The organism is Mycolicibacter algericus DSM 45454, from assembly GCF_002086455.1.
Classification (GTDB): domain Bacteria; phylum Actinomycetota; class Actinomycetes; order Mycobacteriales; family Mycobacteriaceae; genus Mycobacterium; species Mycobacterium algericum.
Genome location: NZ_MVHC01000016.1, coordinates 1 through 15,921 on the forward strand (window position 1 = coordinate 1; position 15,921 = coordinate 15,921).

Below are 15,921 nucleotides of genomic sequence, written 5' to 3' on the forward strand. Positions count from 1 at the left end.
TTCCGGGAGCGCAACCTGCACACTGAGGATTCACTGGAGGGCCCTGCGGGTAACCGGGCGGTGGGGGAGGATAGCCATCGAAACCCGACGGGTTGGCCCAGCCGCCCTGCTCGGGCCCGGGCGCACCCGCCTCGGGCCAGGGTTGGTCGGCATTGGGTCGTGGATTCTCGCCAGAATCCCCGCCGGGAGCTGTCATGCTGTTCAACCTAGCGGATGCGTCGGGTGCCAGATCCGCGCGGAGTGCCGGTCCGCCACCCCGGAAGTATCCCGGAACAAGGAGAGAGAAGCCCCATGACCAGCCCTTTTCAGTCCGGACAGGCTCCCGATCCGCTCGGTGCGGCGGCCGCGGGTCGGCGAGACGTGGCCCGGTTGCCCACGCCGCCCAAAGGTTGGCCGATCGGGGCTTACCCCACCTACGCCGAGGCGCAGCGTGCGGTGGACTATCTGTCCGACCAACAGTTCCCGGTGCACCAGGTGACGATCGTCGGCGTCGACCTGATGCAGGTCGAACGGGTCACCGGCCGGCTCACCTGGCCCAAGGTGCTCGGCGGCGGGGTGCTGACCGGGGCCTGGCTGGGTCTGTTCATCGGCCTGGTGCTGGGCATCTTCAGCGACAACCCGGCACAGGCGTTGGTGACCGGTCTGATCGCCGGCGTGTTCTTCGGTTTGATCACGTCGTCGGTGCCGTATGCGATGGCCCGCGGCACAAGGGATTTCAGCTCGACCATGCAGCTGGTCGCGGGGCGCTACGACGTGCTCTGCGACCCGCAGAGCGCCGAGCAGGGCCGGGATCTGTTGGCGAAGCTGACGCTCTGACTCGGCGTTGTTGCACAGCGCGGCCGACCGGCCTTACCGTTCTGGCACAGAACGGCAACAGGAGGCGGGTGGCGTGGCGAGTCGGCGCGGTCGCGTTCGGCGGCTGGGCGCGGCTGCGCTGGCGGCGCTGACCCTCGCCTCCGGGTCGGCCTGCGGTTGGTCCGGGCACGACGACGGCCTGGTGGTCAGCGTGTACACCCCGGCCAACGACACCGCGACGTTCCAGGTGCTGGCACGGCGCTGTACCGAGCAGTCCGGTGGCCGCTACCGCGTCGAGCAGTTCAGCCTGCCGCGCGCCGCCGACGACCAGCGGCTGCAACTGGCCCGCCGGCTCACTGGCAACGACCGCACGCTGGACATCATGGGCCTGGATGTGGTGTGGACCGCTGAGTTCGCCGAGGCCGGCTGGGCGTTGCCGCTGTCGGACGACCCGGCCGGTGCGGCCGAGGCCGACGCGGTCGCCGACACGCTGCCCGGTCCGCTGGCGACCGCCCGCTGGCAACAGCGGCTCTATGCCGCCCCGATCATCACCAACACCCAATTGCTTTGGTACCGGCCGGATCTGATGGACGCTGCGCCGTCGACCTGGGATCAGGTGGTCGCCGAGGCGGGCCGATTGCATGCCGCCGGCGAGCCGAGCTGGATCGCGGTGCAGGCCAAGCAGTACGAGGGCCTGGTGGTGTGGTTCAACACGCTGCTGGCAAGTGCCGGCGGCCGGGTGCTCGACGACGACGGCAAGACCGTCACCCTGACCGACACCGCCGAGCATCGGGCCGCCACCGTTGCGGCGCTGCGGATCATGCGCGCGGTGGCGACCGCTCCGGGTGCTGACCCGTCGGTCACCCAGAGTGACGAGGGCACCGCCCGGCTGGCGTTCGAGCAGGGCAAGGCGGCTCTGGAGGTCAACTGGCCGTTCGTGCTGCCGTCGATGCTGGAGAACGCCGTCAAGGGCGGCGTCGGGTTCCTGCCGCTGGACCGGCGTGCGGATCTGACCGGCAGCATCAACGACCTCGGCATGTTCGCCCCCAGCGACGCCCAGTACCGGCTGGCCTACGAGGCCAGTCGCGACGTGCTCGGGTTCGCACCGTATCCGTCGGTGTCGCCCGGCCGGCCGGCCAAGGTCACGCTCGGCGGGATGAACCTGGCGGTGGCCCGCACCACCCGGCACCGCGCCGAGGCATTCGAAGCGGTGCGATGCCTGCGCGACGTCGCCAACCAGAAGTACCTTGCGATCGACGGCGGGCTGCCCCCGGTGCGCGCCTCGCTGTACTCCGATCCGCAGCTTCAGGAGAAATACCCGCACCACAACCTGATTCGCGACCAACTCACCGAAGCGGCGGTGCGCCCGGCCACACCGGTCTACCAGGCGGTGTCGACCCGGATATCGGCGACGCTGGCGCCGATCACCGCCATCGACCCGGAGCGCACTGCCGACGAGCTCACCGTGCAGGTGCGCAAGGCCATCGACGGCAAGGGGCTGATCCCGTGAGCGGTGCGCTATGACGTCTCGCGCCGACGAGCGGTCGCAGCGGCGGCTGGCGTTGCTGCTCATCGCCCCGGCGGTGGTGCTGATGCTGGCCGTGACGGCCTATCCGATCGGGTATGCGATCTGGCTGAGCCTGCTGCGCTACAACCTGGCCACCCCCGACGACACCGCCTTCGTCGGCCTGGCCAACTACCAGACCACGCTGACCGACTCCTACTGGTGGACGGCGTTCGCGGTGACGCTGGGCATCACCGTCGTCTCGGTGGCCATCGAATTCGTGCTGGGTCTTGCGCTGGCACTGGTGATGCACCGCAGCCTGTTCGCAAAAGGCATGGTGCGCACCGCGGTACTGGTGCCCTACGGCATCGTCACGGTGGCCGCCGCCTACAGCTGGTATTACGCCTGGACACCGGGCACCGGCTATCTGGCGAATCTACTGCCCGCCGGTAGTGCGCCGCTGACCCAGCAGCTGCCGTCGCTGGGGATCGTGATCCTCGCCGAGGTGTGGAAGACGACCCCGTTCATGGCGCTGCTGCTGCTGGCCGGGCTGGCGCTGGTGCCCGAGGATCTGCTCAAGGCGGCACAGGTTGACGGCGCCGGCGCCTGGCGGCGTCTGGTCAGCGTCATCCTGCCGATGATGAAACCGGCCATCCTGGTGGCGTTGTTGTTCCGCACGCTCGACGCGTTCCGGATCTTCGACAACATCTACGTGCTCACCAACGGGTCCAACAACACCGGCTCGGTGTCGATCCTGGGCTACGACAACCTGTTCAAGGGCTTCAACGTCGGCCTGGGCTCGGCGATCTCGGTGCTGATCTTCGTCTGCGTGGCGCTGATCGCGGTGCTGTTCGTCAAGGTGTTCGGTGCCGCGGCGCCGGGATCGGAACAGAAATGACCGACGTTCGACGCCGCGCGGCATGGCTGATCATCGATCTGGCCGTAGTGGTCTACGCGCTGGTGCCGGTGCTGTGGATCTTCTCGCTGTCGCTCAAGCCGACGTCAACGGTGAAGGACGGCAAGCTGATCCCGTCGTCGGTAACCCTCGACAACTACCGCGGCATCTTTGCCGGCGATGTGTTCGGGTCGGCGCTGATCAACTCGGTCGGCATCGGCCTGATCACCACCGTCATCGCGGTGGTGATCGGTGCGATGGCCGCCTACGCGGTGGCCCGGCTGGACTTCCCCGGCAAGCGGCTGCTGGTCGGGGCGGCGCTGCTCATCGCGATGTTCCCCCAGATATCGCTGGTGACACCGATTTTCAACATCGAACGGGCTATCGGGCTGTTCGACACCTGGCCGGGACTGATCATCCCCTACATCACCTTCGCGCTGCCGCTGGCGATCTACACGCTCTCGGCGTTCTTCGCCGAGATCCCGTGGGACCTGGAGAAGGCCGCCAAGATGGACGGCGCCACCCCGGGCCAGGCGTTCCGCAAGGTGATCGCGCCGCTGGCGGCGCCGGGAATCGTCACCGCGGCGATCCTGGTGTTCATCTTCGCCTGGAACGACCTGCTGTTGGCGTTGTCGCTGACGGCGACCAAGGCGTCGATCACCGCGCCGGTGGCCATCGCCAACTTCACCGGCAGTTCGCAATTCGAGGAGCCGACCGGCTCGATCGCCGCCGGCGCGATGGTGATCACGGTGCCGATCATCGTCTTTGTTCTAATCTTCCAACGACGGATCGTGGCGGGACTGACCTCCGGCGCGGTGAAGGGATAGGCCGATGGCAGAGATCGAACTCCTCCACATCACCAAGAGCTACCCCGACGGCGCCGTGGCGGTCAAAGACCTGTCGCTGAGGATCGCCGACGGCGAGTTCATCATCCTGGTGGGACCGTCCGGCTGCGGAAAATCCACCACGCTGAACATGATCGCCGGCCTGGAGGAGATCAGCTCGGGGGAGTTGCGCATCGGTGGTGAGCGCGTCAACGAGCGCGCCCCCAAGGACCGCGACATCGCGATGGTGTTCCAGTCCTATGCCCTCTACCCGCACATGACGGTGCGGGGCAACATCGCCTTTCCGCTGACCCTGGCCAAGATGAAGAAGCCGCAGATCGCCGAGAAGGTCGCCGAGGTCGCGAAAATCCTTGACCTGTCGGATTTTCTGGACCGCAAGCCGTCGCAGTTGTCCGGTGGGCAACGTCAGCGGGTCGCGATGGGACGGGCGATCGTGCGGCACCCCAAGGCGTTTCTGATGGACGAGCCGCTGTCGAACCTGGACGCCAAGCTGCGGGTGCAGATGCGCAGTGAGATCGCCCGGCTGCAGCGCCGGCTGGGCACCACCACCGTCTACGTCACCCACGATCAGACCGAGGCGATGACGCTCGGCGACCGGGTGGTGGTGATGCACGGCGGGATCGCCCAACAGATCGGCACCCCCGATGAGCTCTACGAGCGGCCCGCCAACCTGTTCGTCGCGGGTTTCGTCGGCTCGCCGGCGATGAACTTCTTCCCCGGCACGCTGACCTCGACCGGTGCGCGACTGCCGTTCGGTGAGGTCCCGCTGGGCGCGGCGGTCCGCGACACCATCGGGCGGCATCCCGGATCCCACAATGACGTCGTCATCGGCGTGCGGCCCGAACATCTCGGCGACGCCGGGTTGCTCGACGACGCCGAGCGTGCCCGGGCGGTGACCTTCTCCGCGCGCGTCGATCTGGTCGAATCGCTGGGCGCCGACAAGTACCTGTACTTCACCCCGAACGAAGCCGCCGGCACGTCGACCGAAAACGGCCTGGTGGCACGGGTTCCCGCCGCGTCGAAGGCCGCCGGCGGGCAGCCGATCGAGTTGGCCCTGGACGCGGCCAAGATGGTGGTGTTCGACGCCGCGTCCGGGGTGAACCTGACCGTCCCGCCGGCCCAACGGTGAGCGACGACCTGGACCGGGTGCGGGCGCACCTGAAAGCGCACTACGCGGCCGCGGGCATCGCGTCGGAGCCCGGCGCCGCGCGGGTGACGTTCCTGGGCGTCGAGCCCATCGAGGTGCTGCGGTTCGGGCCCGGGCCCGACCGGATGGTGCATTACGTCTCGGTGGGCTGTTCGCGGCACCCGATGGGCGACCCCGGTCAGGTGTTGGCCGACCCGGTGCACGGTCCGCGTGCCGAGGTCGTGCTGCGGCTGCGGATCTCGGGTTCTGATGCCGGGCTGGCGCGCAGCCTGGCGATGGTGGCCGCCGCGCCGGTGGTGGAGGGCGTGGTGCTGGCGGCGGATGCGCTGATGGACCTGGGCGGCCCGCTGTGGACCCGGCAGTCGGGCGGCGTGCCGTTCACCGCGATGCTGCTGGGCGACAGTGACATCGCCGAGTTGGCGCTGGCGGCACCGCGCGAGCCGGTGCGGTTCTTGTCGGCCATCCCGATCACCGCGACCGAGGCGGCCTGGGTGCGGCTCAAGGGCGCCGACGCGATGCGCGAGGCCTGGCGCGCCGACGGGGTGGATGTGCTCGATCCGGACCGCCCCGCCTCCCAGCCGCGCTGATTAACTGCGCGGGTTAACTGCGCGAGCAGACGCGAAAGCCCCCTCTCGCGGGGCAATTTAGGGGCTTTCATGTCTGCTCGGCGATAGAAGCGTCGCGCTGATCAGAGCCAGCCGTTGCGGCGGAACGCGCGATAGAGCACCGTGCTGATGCCGGCCATGCCCAGCAGCACCGTCGGGTAACTGAACGTCCAGTGCAACGCGGGCATGTGATCGAAGTTCATTCCGTAGATGCCGGCGATCATGGTGGGCACCGCGATGATGCCGGCCCACGCCGACATCTTGCGCATGTCGGTGTTCTGCTGCATCCCCACCCGCGCCAGCGCCGCCTGTACCAGCGAACTCAGCATCTCGTCGTAGCTGGCGATCTGTTCGGCGGCGCGGGTCTGGTGGTCGGCGACGTCACGAAGGTAACGCCGCACCTCTTTGGAGATCAGATCCTTGTAGTCGGTCTGCATCCGCTGAAACGGAATCGACAACGGTGCCACCGCGCGCCGCAGTTCGACGACTTCGCGTTTGATCTGGTAGATCGGCTCGACGTCAGTGCGGGTGCCCGGAGCGAACGCCACCTCTTCGATGGCGTCGATGTCGGTCTCCATCAGGTTGGTCACCTCGACGTAGCGGTCGACGACATAGTCGGCGATGGCATGCATCACCGCGTACGGTCCCAGCCGCAGGTGCTCGGGGTCGGCGTCCATCCGCTTGCGGACCTCCGACAGTCCGCTGTGTTCACCGTGCCGGACGGTGACGACGAAGTTCTTGCCGACGAAGATCATGATCTCGCCGGTCTCGACGATCTGTCGCGGCAGCCCCACCGATTCGTGCGGGACGTAGTTGACGGTCTTGAGCACCAGGAACAGCGTCTCGTCGTAGCGCTCCAGCTTCGGCCGCTGGTGGGCGTGCACGGCGTCCTCGACGGTCAGTTCGTGCAGGTCGAACGTGGCCGCCACGGCCTGCATCTGGGACTCGTCGGGCTCGTGCAGGCCCACCCAGACGAACCCGTCCCGGCCGCTCGCCTCGATCTCGCGCACCTTGGCCATCGCACCGGCGGGCGTGAAGTCGCCGGGAACCCGGTCACCTTCGTCGTAGACGCCGCAGTCGACCAGCACCCGCGGAACCGGGCCTCGCAACGCCGTCATGGCAGCCCTCCCTCCCGGCGCATACGCGGTCAAATGTTACGCGTCCGAACCCAAAGTGACCGGTCAGCGCGGTCGCCGCGGGGTCCGGAGTTTTCGGGGCCGCGCCGGTGCGCTAGTTTCGACCCGGACCAATCCAGACCAAGCCGAACCCGTTCGAGGAGCACTTGACGTGAGCACAACCCCACTCAAGGTTGCCGTCACCGGCGCCGCCGGCCAGATCGGCTACAGCCTGCTTTTCCGCCTGGCCAGTGGCTCGCTGCTGGGCCCTGATCGGCCGATCGAACTGCGGCTGCTGGAGATCGAGCCCGCGCTCAAGGCACTCGAGGGTGTGGTGATGGAGCTCGACGACTGTGCCTTCCCGCTGCTGTCGGGCGTGCAGATCGGCTCGGATGCCAACAAGATCTTCGACGGCGCCAACCTGGCGCTGCTGGTCGGCGCCCGCCCGCGTGGGCCGGGCATGGAGCGCAGCGACCTGCTCGAGGCCAACGGTGCGATCTTCACCGCGCAGGGCAAGGCGCTCAACGCGGTCGCGGCATCCGACATCCGGGTGGGTGTCACCGGCAACCCGGCCAACACCAACGCGCTGATCGCGATGACCAACGCCCCCGACATCCCCAAGGAGCGGTTCTCCGCGCTGACCCGCCTGGACCACAACCGGGCGATCTCGCAGCTGGCGGCCAAGACCGGCGCCAAGGTCACCGACGTCAAGAAGATGACGATCTGGGGCAACCACTCGGCCAGCCAGTACCCGGACCTGTTTCACGCCGAGGTCGGCGGTCGTAACGCGGCCGAGGTCGTGGGCGACCAGGCCTGGATCGAGAACGACTTCATCCCCACCGTCGCCAAGCGCGGCGCGGCGATCATCGACGCCCGCGGCGCCTCGTCGGCCGCCTCGGCGGCTTCGGCCACCGTCGACGCCGCCCGGGACTGGCTGCTGGGCAGCCCGGACGGCGACTGGGTGTCGATGGCGGTGGTCTCCGACGGCTCCTACGGGGTGCCCGAGGGCCTGATCTCGTCGTTCCCGGTCACCACCTCCGGCGGCGACTGGAGCATCGTGGGCGGCCTGGAGATCGACGACTTCTCCCGCGGCCGGATCGACGCCTCCACCGCTGAGCTGGCCGAAGAGCGCGAGGCCGTCAAGGGACTGGGCCTGATCTGAGCGCGGCCGGCGCCCACCGGCGCTGGCCGTTGCCGATCGAGATGCGCCAGCGCAGTACCCTGGACTATCGATGCCTGAGAACCTTGCGAACACGGTGGACAACTCGCCGATTGTCATTGGAGACGAAGAGATCTTCGAAGCCCACATGGGCGGGAAGATCTCCGTCGACCTGAAGGCCCCGCTGGACAGCCAGCGCGCGCTGTCGATCGCCTACACGCCCGGGGTGGCACAGGTCAGCCGCGCCATCGCCGCGGACCACACCCTGGCCGCCCGCTACACCTGGGCGCACCGGCTGGTGGCGGTGGTCAGCGACGGCACCTCGGTGCTCGGGCTGGGTGACCTCGGTCCGTCGGCGTCGCTGCCGGTGATGGAGGGCAAGGCCGCGCTGTTCAAGACCTTCGCCGGCCTGGACTCCATTCCCATCGTGTTGGACACCAAGGACCCCGACGAGATCGTCGAGACGCTGGTGCGGCTGCGTCCGTCGTTCGGGGCGGTCAACCTGGAGGACATCTCCGCGCCGCGCTGCTTCGAGATCGAGCGCCGCGTGATCGAGGCGCTGGACTGCCCGGTGATGCACGACGATCAGCACGGCACCGCGATCGTGGCGCTGGCGGCGCTGATGGGTGCGGCCAAGGTGCTCGGGCGCGACATCTCGTCGCTGCGGGTGGTCGTCTCCGGTGCCGGCGCCGCGGGCGTGGCCTGCGCCAACATCCTGATGTCGGTGGGTATCTCGGAGATGATCGTGCTCGATTCGCAGGGCGTGCTGCATCCGGAACGTACCGACATGAACGACGTCAAGACCGAGCTGGCGCAGCGCACCAACCCCGGTGGCCGCACCGGTGGTCTGGCCGAGGCGCTGGTCGGTGCCGACGTGTTCCTGGGTGCCTCCGGAGGGGTGGTGCCCGAGGAGTTGATCGCGTCGATGAACCCGGGCGGGGTGGTGTTCGCACTGTCCAACCCCGACCCGGAGATCCACCCCGAGCTGGCCGCCAAGTATGCGGCGGTGGTGGCGACCGGCCGCAGCGATTTCCCCAACCAGATCAACAACGTGCTGGCCTTCCCCGGCGTGTTCCGCGGGGCGCTGGACGCCGGTGCCGAACGCATCACCGAAGAGATGAAATTGGCTGCCGCGGAGGCGATTTACTCCGTGGTCGCCGACGACCTGGCGCCGGAGCGGGTCGTGCCGAGCCCGCTGGACCCGCGTGTCGAACCGGCCGTTGCGGCAGCGGTCGCGGCGGCCGCCGGTTCGTCGTCCTGAGCGCACGGTGCCGCGGCCGCCGAGACATCAGCTGCGCCGGTTGGCGCTGGCACTGATCACCGCCCTGCTGATCGCCGGGTGCGCTGATCGCCCGGGGCCGGCGCCGCTGGGCGTGGGAACCGCGCCCGACCCGCAATCGCAGGTTTTGGCGCAGCTGTACGCGAGCGCCCTGCGCGGTGCCGGAGCCGCGGTGCGCATCGAATCGGTGGCCGACCCGGTCGCGGCGCTGGACGCCGGGCAGTTGACCCTGGTTCCCGGTTTCACCGGCCGCCTGCTGGCGGTGTTCGCACCCGACTCCACGGCACGCTCCGACCGGCAGGTCTACTGGGCGTTGGCCGGTGCGCTGCCGGAGGGTCTTGCGCTCGGTGACTACGCCATGACCGCCGCCGACAAACCGGCGTTGGCCGTGACGAAGGCAACGGCCGACGCCTGGGGCGGAACCGAGCTGTCCGCGCTGGTGCGGCACTGCTCCGGGCTGGTCGTCGGCGCTGTCGCCGGGGTGCGGGCGCCGGCGGCGGTGGGACGGTGCACGCTGCCCAGATTGCGCGAATTCCCCGATAGCGCAGCGTTGTTCGCCGCACTGCGCGCCCGCCTGATCACCGCGGCATGGACCAGTACGGCCGACCCGGCGACACCGGACGACGTTGTGGTGCTGACCGATGGCCGGCCGACGTTGGTGCGCGCCGAGAATGTGGTGCCACTGTATCGGCGCAACGCGTTGACCGAATCCCAACTGCTGGCGATCAATCAGGTCGCCGGTGTGCTGGATACCGAAGCCCTGACCGACATGCGCCGGCGGGTGGCTCACGGCGCCGATCCGCAGTCGGTCGTGGATGCCTTCCTGGAGGAGCACCCGCTCGGGCGGTAGCGCCGCGAAACTACCGGGGCCCGAACCGGGGGATGACGAACGAGAACAGCCGCTGGTAGCGCGAACCGGTGAGGCGCACGAGCAGGTCGAGCGCCCGCGCGTCGTTGCCGATGAGCACCCGGGCCCGGTTCTTGCTCACCCCGTCGAGGATCACCCGCGCGGCTTCTTCCGCACTGGTGGAGGCCAGCCGCCGGTCGAAGAAGTCGGCCATCGCCGCGTGGTCCACTCCTTCGACGGTGGTGGCGTTGCGGGCGATCGCGGTCTTGATGCCGCCGGGATGCACCGTGGTGACCTTGACCGGGTGCTTGGCGATCGCCATCTCCTGATGCAGCGCCTCGGTGAAGCCGCGGACCGCGAATTTGGCCGCGTTGTAGGCGGCCTGGCCGGGCATCGACAGCAGCCCGAACAGGCTGGAGATGTTGATGACGTGGCCGTCGCCGGAGGCGATCAGGTGCGGCAAGAAGGCTTTGGTGCCGTTGACCACACCCCAGAAGTCGACGTCCATCACCCGCTCGATGTCCTTGAACTCGCTGACCTCGACGTCGCCGCTGAACGCGATCCCGGCGTTGTTGTAGATCTGGTTGACCTTGCCGAAGTGGTCTTTGACCTCGTCGGCGTAGCCGATGAACACCTCGCGCTCGGTGACGTCGAGCCGGTCGGCCTTGACCCGCACGCCCAGCGCGGTCAACCGTTGCTCGGTCTGCGCCAGGCCGTCGGTGTCGACATCGCTGATCGCCAACTGCGCGCCGGCGCGGGCCAGCTCGACGGCCAGCGCACGGCCGATCCCCGAGCCGGCGCCGGTGACGACGGCGACTTTCCCGGCGAATCCCTGCATGTGTCCTCCCCGCGGTCGATTGACCATCAGAGCCTATCCGGTACCGGCGGTACCGCCTTCAGTGCCCCGGCGAGGGTGCGGAGTTGTACGCGACACGCCGCGTTGCGACGTACAGACACGCCCACTCGCGGGGAAGGGGACGAGGTCAGCCGAACGCCTACCCAAATGCGAGGTCGATGATCTCCTGCTGCTCGACGGCGTGCACCTTCGACGAACCCGACGACGGCGCGGACATGGCGCGGCGCGAGATCCGTTTGATACCGGTGAGCTTCTCGGGCAGCAACTCCGGCAGCTCCAGGCCGAACCGCGGCCATGCCCCCTGGTTGGCCGGCTCCTCCTGCACCCAGAAGAACTGCTCGGCATTGGGGTAGCGGTCCAAGGTGGCGGCCAGGCGCCGCTTGGGCAGCGGGGCCAGCTGCTCGATGCGCACCAGCGCGATGTCCTCCCGGCCGTCCTTGGCCTTGCGGGCCGCCAACTCGTAGTAGAGCTTGCCGCTGGTCAGCAGCACCCGGGTGACCTTGTTGCGGTCGCCCTCGCCGTCGCCGTAGGTGGGCTCTTCGAGCACCGAGCGGAACTTGACGTCGGTGAAGTCCTTGATGTCGCTGACCACCGCCTTGTTGCGCAGCATCGACTTCGGGGTGAACACGATCAGCGGCCGCTGGATCCCGTCGAGGGCATGCCGGCGCAGCAGGTGGAAGTAATTCGACGGGGTCGAGGGCATCGCGATGGTCATCGAGCCTTCCGCCCACAGCTGCAGGAAGCGCTCGATGCGCCCGGAGGTGTGGTCGGGGCCCTGGCCCTCATGGCCGTGCGGCAGGAGCAGCACCACGTTGGACAGCTGGCCCCACTTGGCCTCGCCGGAACTGATGAACTCGTCGATGATCGACTGCGCGCCGTTGACGAAGTCGCCGAACTGCGCCTCCCACAGCACCATCGCGTCGGGGTTGCCGACGGTGTAGCCGTACTCGAAGCCGACCGCGGCGAACTCCGACAGCGGCGAGTCGTAGACCAGGAACTTGCCGCCGCTGGGGGTGCCGTCGGGGGTGGTGGCCAGCAGCTGCAACGGGCTGAACTCCGCGCCGTTGGTGTGGTCGATGATCACCGAGTGCCGCTGCGAGAAGGTGCCGCGGCGAGTGTCCTGCCCCGACAGTCGCACCAGCTTGCCCTCGGCCACCAGCGAACCCAGCGCCAGCAGTTCGGCGAACGCCCAGTCGACCTTGCCTTCGTAGGCCATCTCCTTGCGCCGCTCGAGCACCGGCAACACCCGCGGGTGCACGGTGAAGCCCTCGGGAATCGACATGAACGCCTCGCCGATGCGGGCCAGCATCGCCTTGTCCACCGCGGTGTTCAGCCCGCGCGGCACCTGCTGTTCGGACTCGACGGACTCGCTGGGCTGCGCGGCGTGCTTCTCCAGCTCACGGATCTCGTTGAACACCCGCTCCAGCTGGCCGTGGTAGTCGCGCAGCGCGTCCTCGGCCTCCTTCATCGAGATGTCGCCACGGCCGATCAGGTCTTCGGTGTAGCTCTTGCGCACGCCGCGCTTGGTGCCGATCACGTCGTACATGTAGGGGTTGGTCATCGACGGGTCATCGCCCTCGTTGTGCCCGCGGCGGCGGTAGCACAGCATGTCGATGACGACGTCCTTGTGGAACTTCTGCCGGAAGTCCACCGCCAGCCGGGCCACCCAGTCGCAGGCCTCCGGGTCGTCGCCGTTGACGTGGAAGATCGGGGCGCCGATCATCTTGGCGACGTCGGTGCAGTACTCGCTGGAGCGGGAGTGGTCCGGTGCGGTGGTGAACCCGATCTGGTTGTTGACGATGATGTGGATGGTGCCGCCGACCCGATAGCCGGGCAGCATCGCCATGTTCAGCGTCTCGGCCACCACACCCTGGCCGGCGAACGCGGCGTCGCCGTGCAGCATCATCGGCACCACCGAGAACGCCGGCCGTTCACCGTTTTCCGAGGCGCCCCGATCCAGCAGGTCCTGGCGGGCCCGCACCAGTCCTTCCAGCACCGGGTCGACGGCCTCCAGGTGCGATGGGTTGGCCGTCAGCGATACCTGAATGTCGTTGTCGCCGAACATCTGCAGGTACACCCCGGTGGAGCCCAGGTGATACTTGACGTCACCGGAACCGTGCGCCTCGGCCGGGTTGAGGTTGCCCTCGAACTCGGTGAATATCTGCGAATAGGGTTTGCCGACGATGTTGGCCAGCACGTTGAGCCGGCCGCGGTGCGGCATGCCGATGACGACCTCGTCGAGGCCGTACTCGGCGCACTGGTCGATCGCCGCGTCCATCATCGGGATCACCGACTCGGCGCCTTCCAGGCTGAACCGCTTCTGCCCGACGTACTTGGTCTGCAGGAAGCTCTCGAACGCCTCGGCGGCATTCAGCTTGCTCAGAATGTACTTCTGCTGCGCCACAGTGGGTTTGATGTGCTTGACCTCGACGCGCTCCTGCAGCCACTGCTGCTGTTCGGGCTCGAGGATGTGGGTGTACTCCACGCCGACGTGGCGGCAGTAGGCGTCGCGCAGCACCGAGAGGATCTCGCGCAGCTTGCGGAAGTCGCCGCCGGGCAGGCCCTCGACCTTGAACTCCCGGTCCAGATCCCACAGCGTCAGACCGTGGGTCAGCACGTCCAGGTCGGGGTGGCTGCGGAACCGGGTGTTGTCCAGCCGCAGCGGGTCGACGTCGGCCATCAGGTGACCGCGGTTGCGGTACGCGGCGATCAACTCGATGACGCGGGCGTTCTTGTCGACCACCGAGTCCGGGTTGTCGGTGCGCCACCGCACCGGCTCATAGGGGATGGACAGCTCGAAGAAGATCTCGTCCCAGAACGCGTCGGAGAGCAGCAATTCGTGCACGGTGCGCAGGAAGTCACCCGATTCCGCGCCCTGGATGATGCGGTGGTCGTAGGTCGAGGTCAGCGTGATCAGCTTGCCCACCCCGAGTTCGGCGATGCGCTGCTCGCTGGCCCCCTGGAACTCGGCGGGATACTCCATGGCGCCGACGCCGATGATCGCCCCTTGGCCCGCCATCAGCCGGGGCACCGAGTGCACGGTGCCGATGGTTCCGGGGTTGGTCAGCGAGATCGTCACACCGGCGAAGTCCTCGGCGGTCAGTTTGCCGTCCCGGGCGCGGCGCACGATGTCCTCGTAGGCGGCGACGAACTGCGCGAACCGCAGCGACTCCGCCTCCTTGATGCCGGCCACCACCAGGGAGCGCTTGCCGTCCTTGCCGTGCAGGTCGATCGCGAGCCCCAGATTGGTGTGCGCCGGTGTGACGGCGTTGGGCTTGCCGTCGATCTCGGCGAAGTGCCGGTTCATGTTGGGGAACTGCTTGACCGCCTGCACGAGCGCATAGCCCAGCAGGTGCGTGAACGAGATCTTGCCGCCACGGGTGCGCTTGAGTTGGTTGTTGATGACGATGCGGTTGTCGATCATCAGCTTGGCCGGCACGGCGCGCACGCTGGTAGCCGTGGGCACCGCCAGCGAGGTGGCCATGTTCTTGACCACCGCGGCGGCGGCCCCGCGCAACACCTGCACCTCGGCGTCGGCGGCCGGAGCGGGCGATTTCGACTGGGCGGGCTTGGCGGCCGGGGCGGTCGTTGCGGGCTTCGCAGTGGGTGCCGGCGCCGCGGGCGGTGCAGCCGGGGGAGCCGGTGGCGCCGTGGCGGTCGCAGGCGGGGATGTGGCCGCGCCGTCATCGTGCTGCGCGCCGGGCTTGTAGTCGACCAGGAACTCGTGCCAGCTCGGGTCCACCGAGGAGGGATCGTCGCGGAATTTGCGGTACATCTCCTCGACTAGCCACTCGTTCTGACCGAAAGGTGAACTCATACCGCTCACGACAGCTACTCGCCTCTATTCCTGTATTCCCGATCGTCCGGTCGGGCGCCCGACCGGCGCCCGCCTGCCTGCATAAAGGCTAGCCCCTTCGTGTTATTCCGCCACCGGTGTTCGATTGATCACGCCGACGGTTGCGCGGGGCTCACATCGTCGTCGGGCAGGGCCGGCAGCAGGTGCAACGTGACCGGCCAGCGGTCGGCGGCCGGGCCGAACGCCTTGCGGGCGTTCCCGACGATCTTCTTGCCGATGAAGCGATTGCCCAGCGCCCCGATCACCGCGCCCAGCCCGACCGGCAGCAGCTTGCCGAACGCCAGCGCCCCCCGCCGCAGGGTGAAGCGCTTGACGAAGTACCGCAGCAACCGCGAGTTCAGCTCCGACACCGCCGGCAGCGGCAGCGCCGCCGTCCCCTGAGCCAGCCAGGCGCCGCTGGTGCGGCCCGAGCCGAGCAGGTCGGCCATGGCGCCCTTGCCCTGGTCGCCGACCAGCACCGCCAGCACCAGGGCGCGCCGCCGTTCCCGGTTGTCGACGGGAATGCCGTGCACCTCGGCAACGCACAGCACGAAGAACGCGGTGGCCTCCAGGAAGACCGCGGTCTCGCCGGCGACCGCCGACAGCGCGAGCAGGGTGCCGATCGCCGGCACCGCCGCCGTGGCGCCCACGGCGGCACCGCTGGCGGTGGCCGCGGCCAGGTAACGCCGCTCCAGCTTCTTCACCACTTGGGCCGGACCGACACCGGGATCACGGTGGCGCAGCCGCTCGACGTAGGCGCGCACCGCCGGGCCCTGCACTTTCTCGCTGCTCTCGATGACCCGCGACAACACCCGCGCCGTCATGCCGGGCTTCTCACCGCCGGGGGCCGGCGCCGGCTCCTGCGCCGACCGCCGTCGCCGAAAGATGCCCATGGTTGCCTCCCATTCCGACTCCGTAGTTGTTCAGGCTAACGTTCCGGTGGGGGTTTACCCGCTTCAACGGGCCGCTAGCCGTTCGGCAGCGAATCAGGGCACCGGCGCCGCGAGTTGTTCAAGGCAACTTCTGTCCGTAGCGTCGC

13 protein-coding genes are annotated in these 15,921 nt (G+C 68.5%); 9 read left to right on the plus strand and 4 right to left on the minus strand.

Features of this window, described 5'->3' with window-relative positions; translation table 11 throughout:
- Window positions 1–291: 291 nt before the first annotated feature.
- The 6 genes from BST10_RS14685 to BST10_RS14710 all read left to right on the plus strand — a co-directional run bounded on the left by BST10_RS14685 (window position 292) and on the right by BST10_RS14710 (window position 5,773).
- Window positions 292–816, plus strand: a complete 525-nt coding sequence (locus BST10_RS14685; RefSeq protein WP_013828146.1) for a YflT domain-containing protein — start codon at window positions 292–294, stop codon at window positions 814–816.
- 73 nt (window positions 817–889) lie between these two features.
- Complete coding sequence (locus BST10_RS14690; RefSeq protein WP_083038569.1) at window positions 890–2,305, plus strand: ABC transporter substrate-binding protein; 1,416 nt, start codon at window positions 890–892, stop codon at window positions 2,303–2,305.
- Window positions 2,306–2,315: 10 nt separating this feature from the next.
- Window positions 2,316–3,197: a carbohydrate ABC transporter permease gene (locus BST10_RS14695; RefSeq protein WP_083038571.1), complete on the plus strand. Its 882-nt coding sequence runs from the start codon at window positions 2,316–2,318 to the stop codon at window positions 3,195–3,197.
- Window positions 3,194–4,021, plus strand: coding sequence for a carbohydrate ABC transporter permease (locus BST10_RS14700; RefSeq protein WP_083038573.1), 828 nt, complete (start codon window positions 3,194–3,196; stop codon window positions 4,019–4,021). Before BST10_RS14695 ends, BST10_RS14700 begins: the two co-directional genes overlap by 4 nt.
- Before the next feature lie 4 nt (window positions 4,022–4,025).
- Window positions 4,026–5,168: an ABC transporter ATP-binding protein gene (locus BST10_RS14705; RefSeq protein WP_083038575.1), complete on the plus strand. Its 1,143-nt coding sequence runs from the start codon at window positions 4,026–4,028 to the stop codon at window positions 5,166–5,168.
- Complete coding sequence (locus BST10_RS14710) at window positions 5,165–5,773, plus strand: suppressor of fused domain protein (RefSeq protein WP_083038577.1); 609 nt, start codon at window positions 5,165–5,167, stop codon at window positions 5,771–5,773. Before BST10_RS14705 ends, BST10_RS14710 begins: the two co-directional genes overlap by 4 nt.
- A gap of 101 nt (window positions 5,774–5,874) precedes the next feature.
- Here the strand turns inward: BST10_RS14710 and corA are convergent, their stop codons facing one another.
- Window positions 5,875–6,909 carry a magnesium/cobalt transporter CorA gene (corA, locus tag BST10_RS14715; RefSeq protein ID WP_083038579.1) on the minus strand — a complete coding sequence of 345 codons (1,035 nt, stop codon included), beginning with the start codon at window positions 6,907–6,909 and terminating at the stop codon, window positions 5,875–5,877.
- 169 nt (window positions 6,910–7,078) lie between these two features.
- On the opposite strand from corA, the gene BST10_RS14720 reads away from it, so the two are divergent.
- The 3 genes from BST10_RS14720 (at window position 7,079) to BST10_RS14730 (ending at window position 10,194) form a co-directional block, all read left to right on the plus strand.
- Window positions 7,079–8,068, plus strand: a complete 990-nt coding sequence (locus tag BST10_RS14720; RefSeq protein WP_013828153.1) for a malate dehydrogenase — start codon at window positions 7,079–7,081, stop codon at window positions 8,066–8,068.
- Window positions 8,069–8,138: 70 nt separating this feature from the next.
- Window positions 8,139–9,326: an NAD(P)-dependent malic enzyme gene (locus BST10_RS14725; protein ID WP_083038581.1), complete on the plus strand. Its 1,188-nt coding sequence runs from the start codon at window positions 8,139–8,141 to the stop codon at window positions 9,324–9,326.
- 7 nt (window positions 9,327–9,333) lie between these two features.
- Window positions 9,334–10,194, plus strand: a complete 861-nt coding sequence (locus BST10_RS14730) for a glycine betaine ABC transporter substrate-binding protein (RefSeq protein WP_083038582.1) — start codon at window positions 9,334–9,336, stop codon at window positions 10,192–10,194.
- A 10-nt stretch (window positions 10,195–10,204) separates the two neighbouring features.
- On the opposite strand, the gene BST10_RS14735 is transcribed toward BST10_RS14730, so the two are convergent.
- The 3 genes from BST10_RS14735 to BST10_RS14745 all read right to left on the minus strand — a co-directional run bounded on the left by BST10_RS14735 (window position 10,205) and on the right by BST10_RS14745 (window position 15,775).
- On the minus strand, window positions 10,205–11,029 hold the full coding sequence (locus BST10_RS14735; RefSeq protein WP_083038584.1) for an SDR family NAD(P)-dependent oxidoreductase: 825 nt from the start codon (window positions 11,027–11,029) through the stop codon (window positions 10,205–10,207).
- Between the two features lie 157 nt (window positions 11,030–11,186).
- On the minus strand, window positions 11,187–14,873 hold the full coding sequence (locus tag BST10_RS14740) for a multifunctional oxoglutarate decarboxylase/oxoglutarate dehydrogenase thiamine pyrophosphate-binding subunit/dihydrolipoyllysine-residue succinyltransferase subunit (RefSeq protein WP_083038586.1): 3,687 nt from the start codon (window positions 14,871–14,873) through the stop codon (window positions 11,187–11,189).
- A 119-nt stretch (window positions 14,874–14,992) separates the two neighbouring features.
- Complete coding sequence (locus BST10_RS14745; protein WP_083038588.1) at window positions 14,993–15,775, minus strand: hypothetical protein; 783 nt, start codon at window positions 15,773–15,775, stop codon at window positions 14,993–14,995.
- Between the last annotated feature and the right edge of the window lie 146 nt (window positions 15,776–15,921).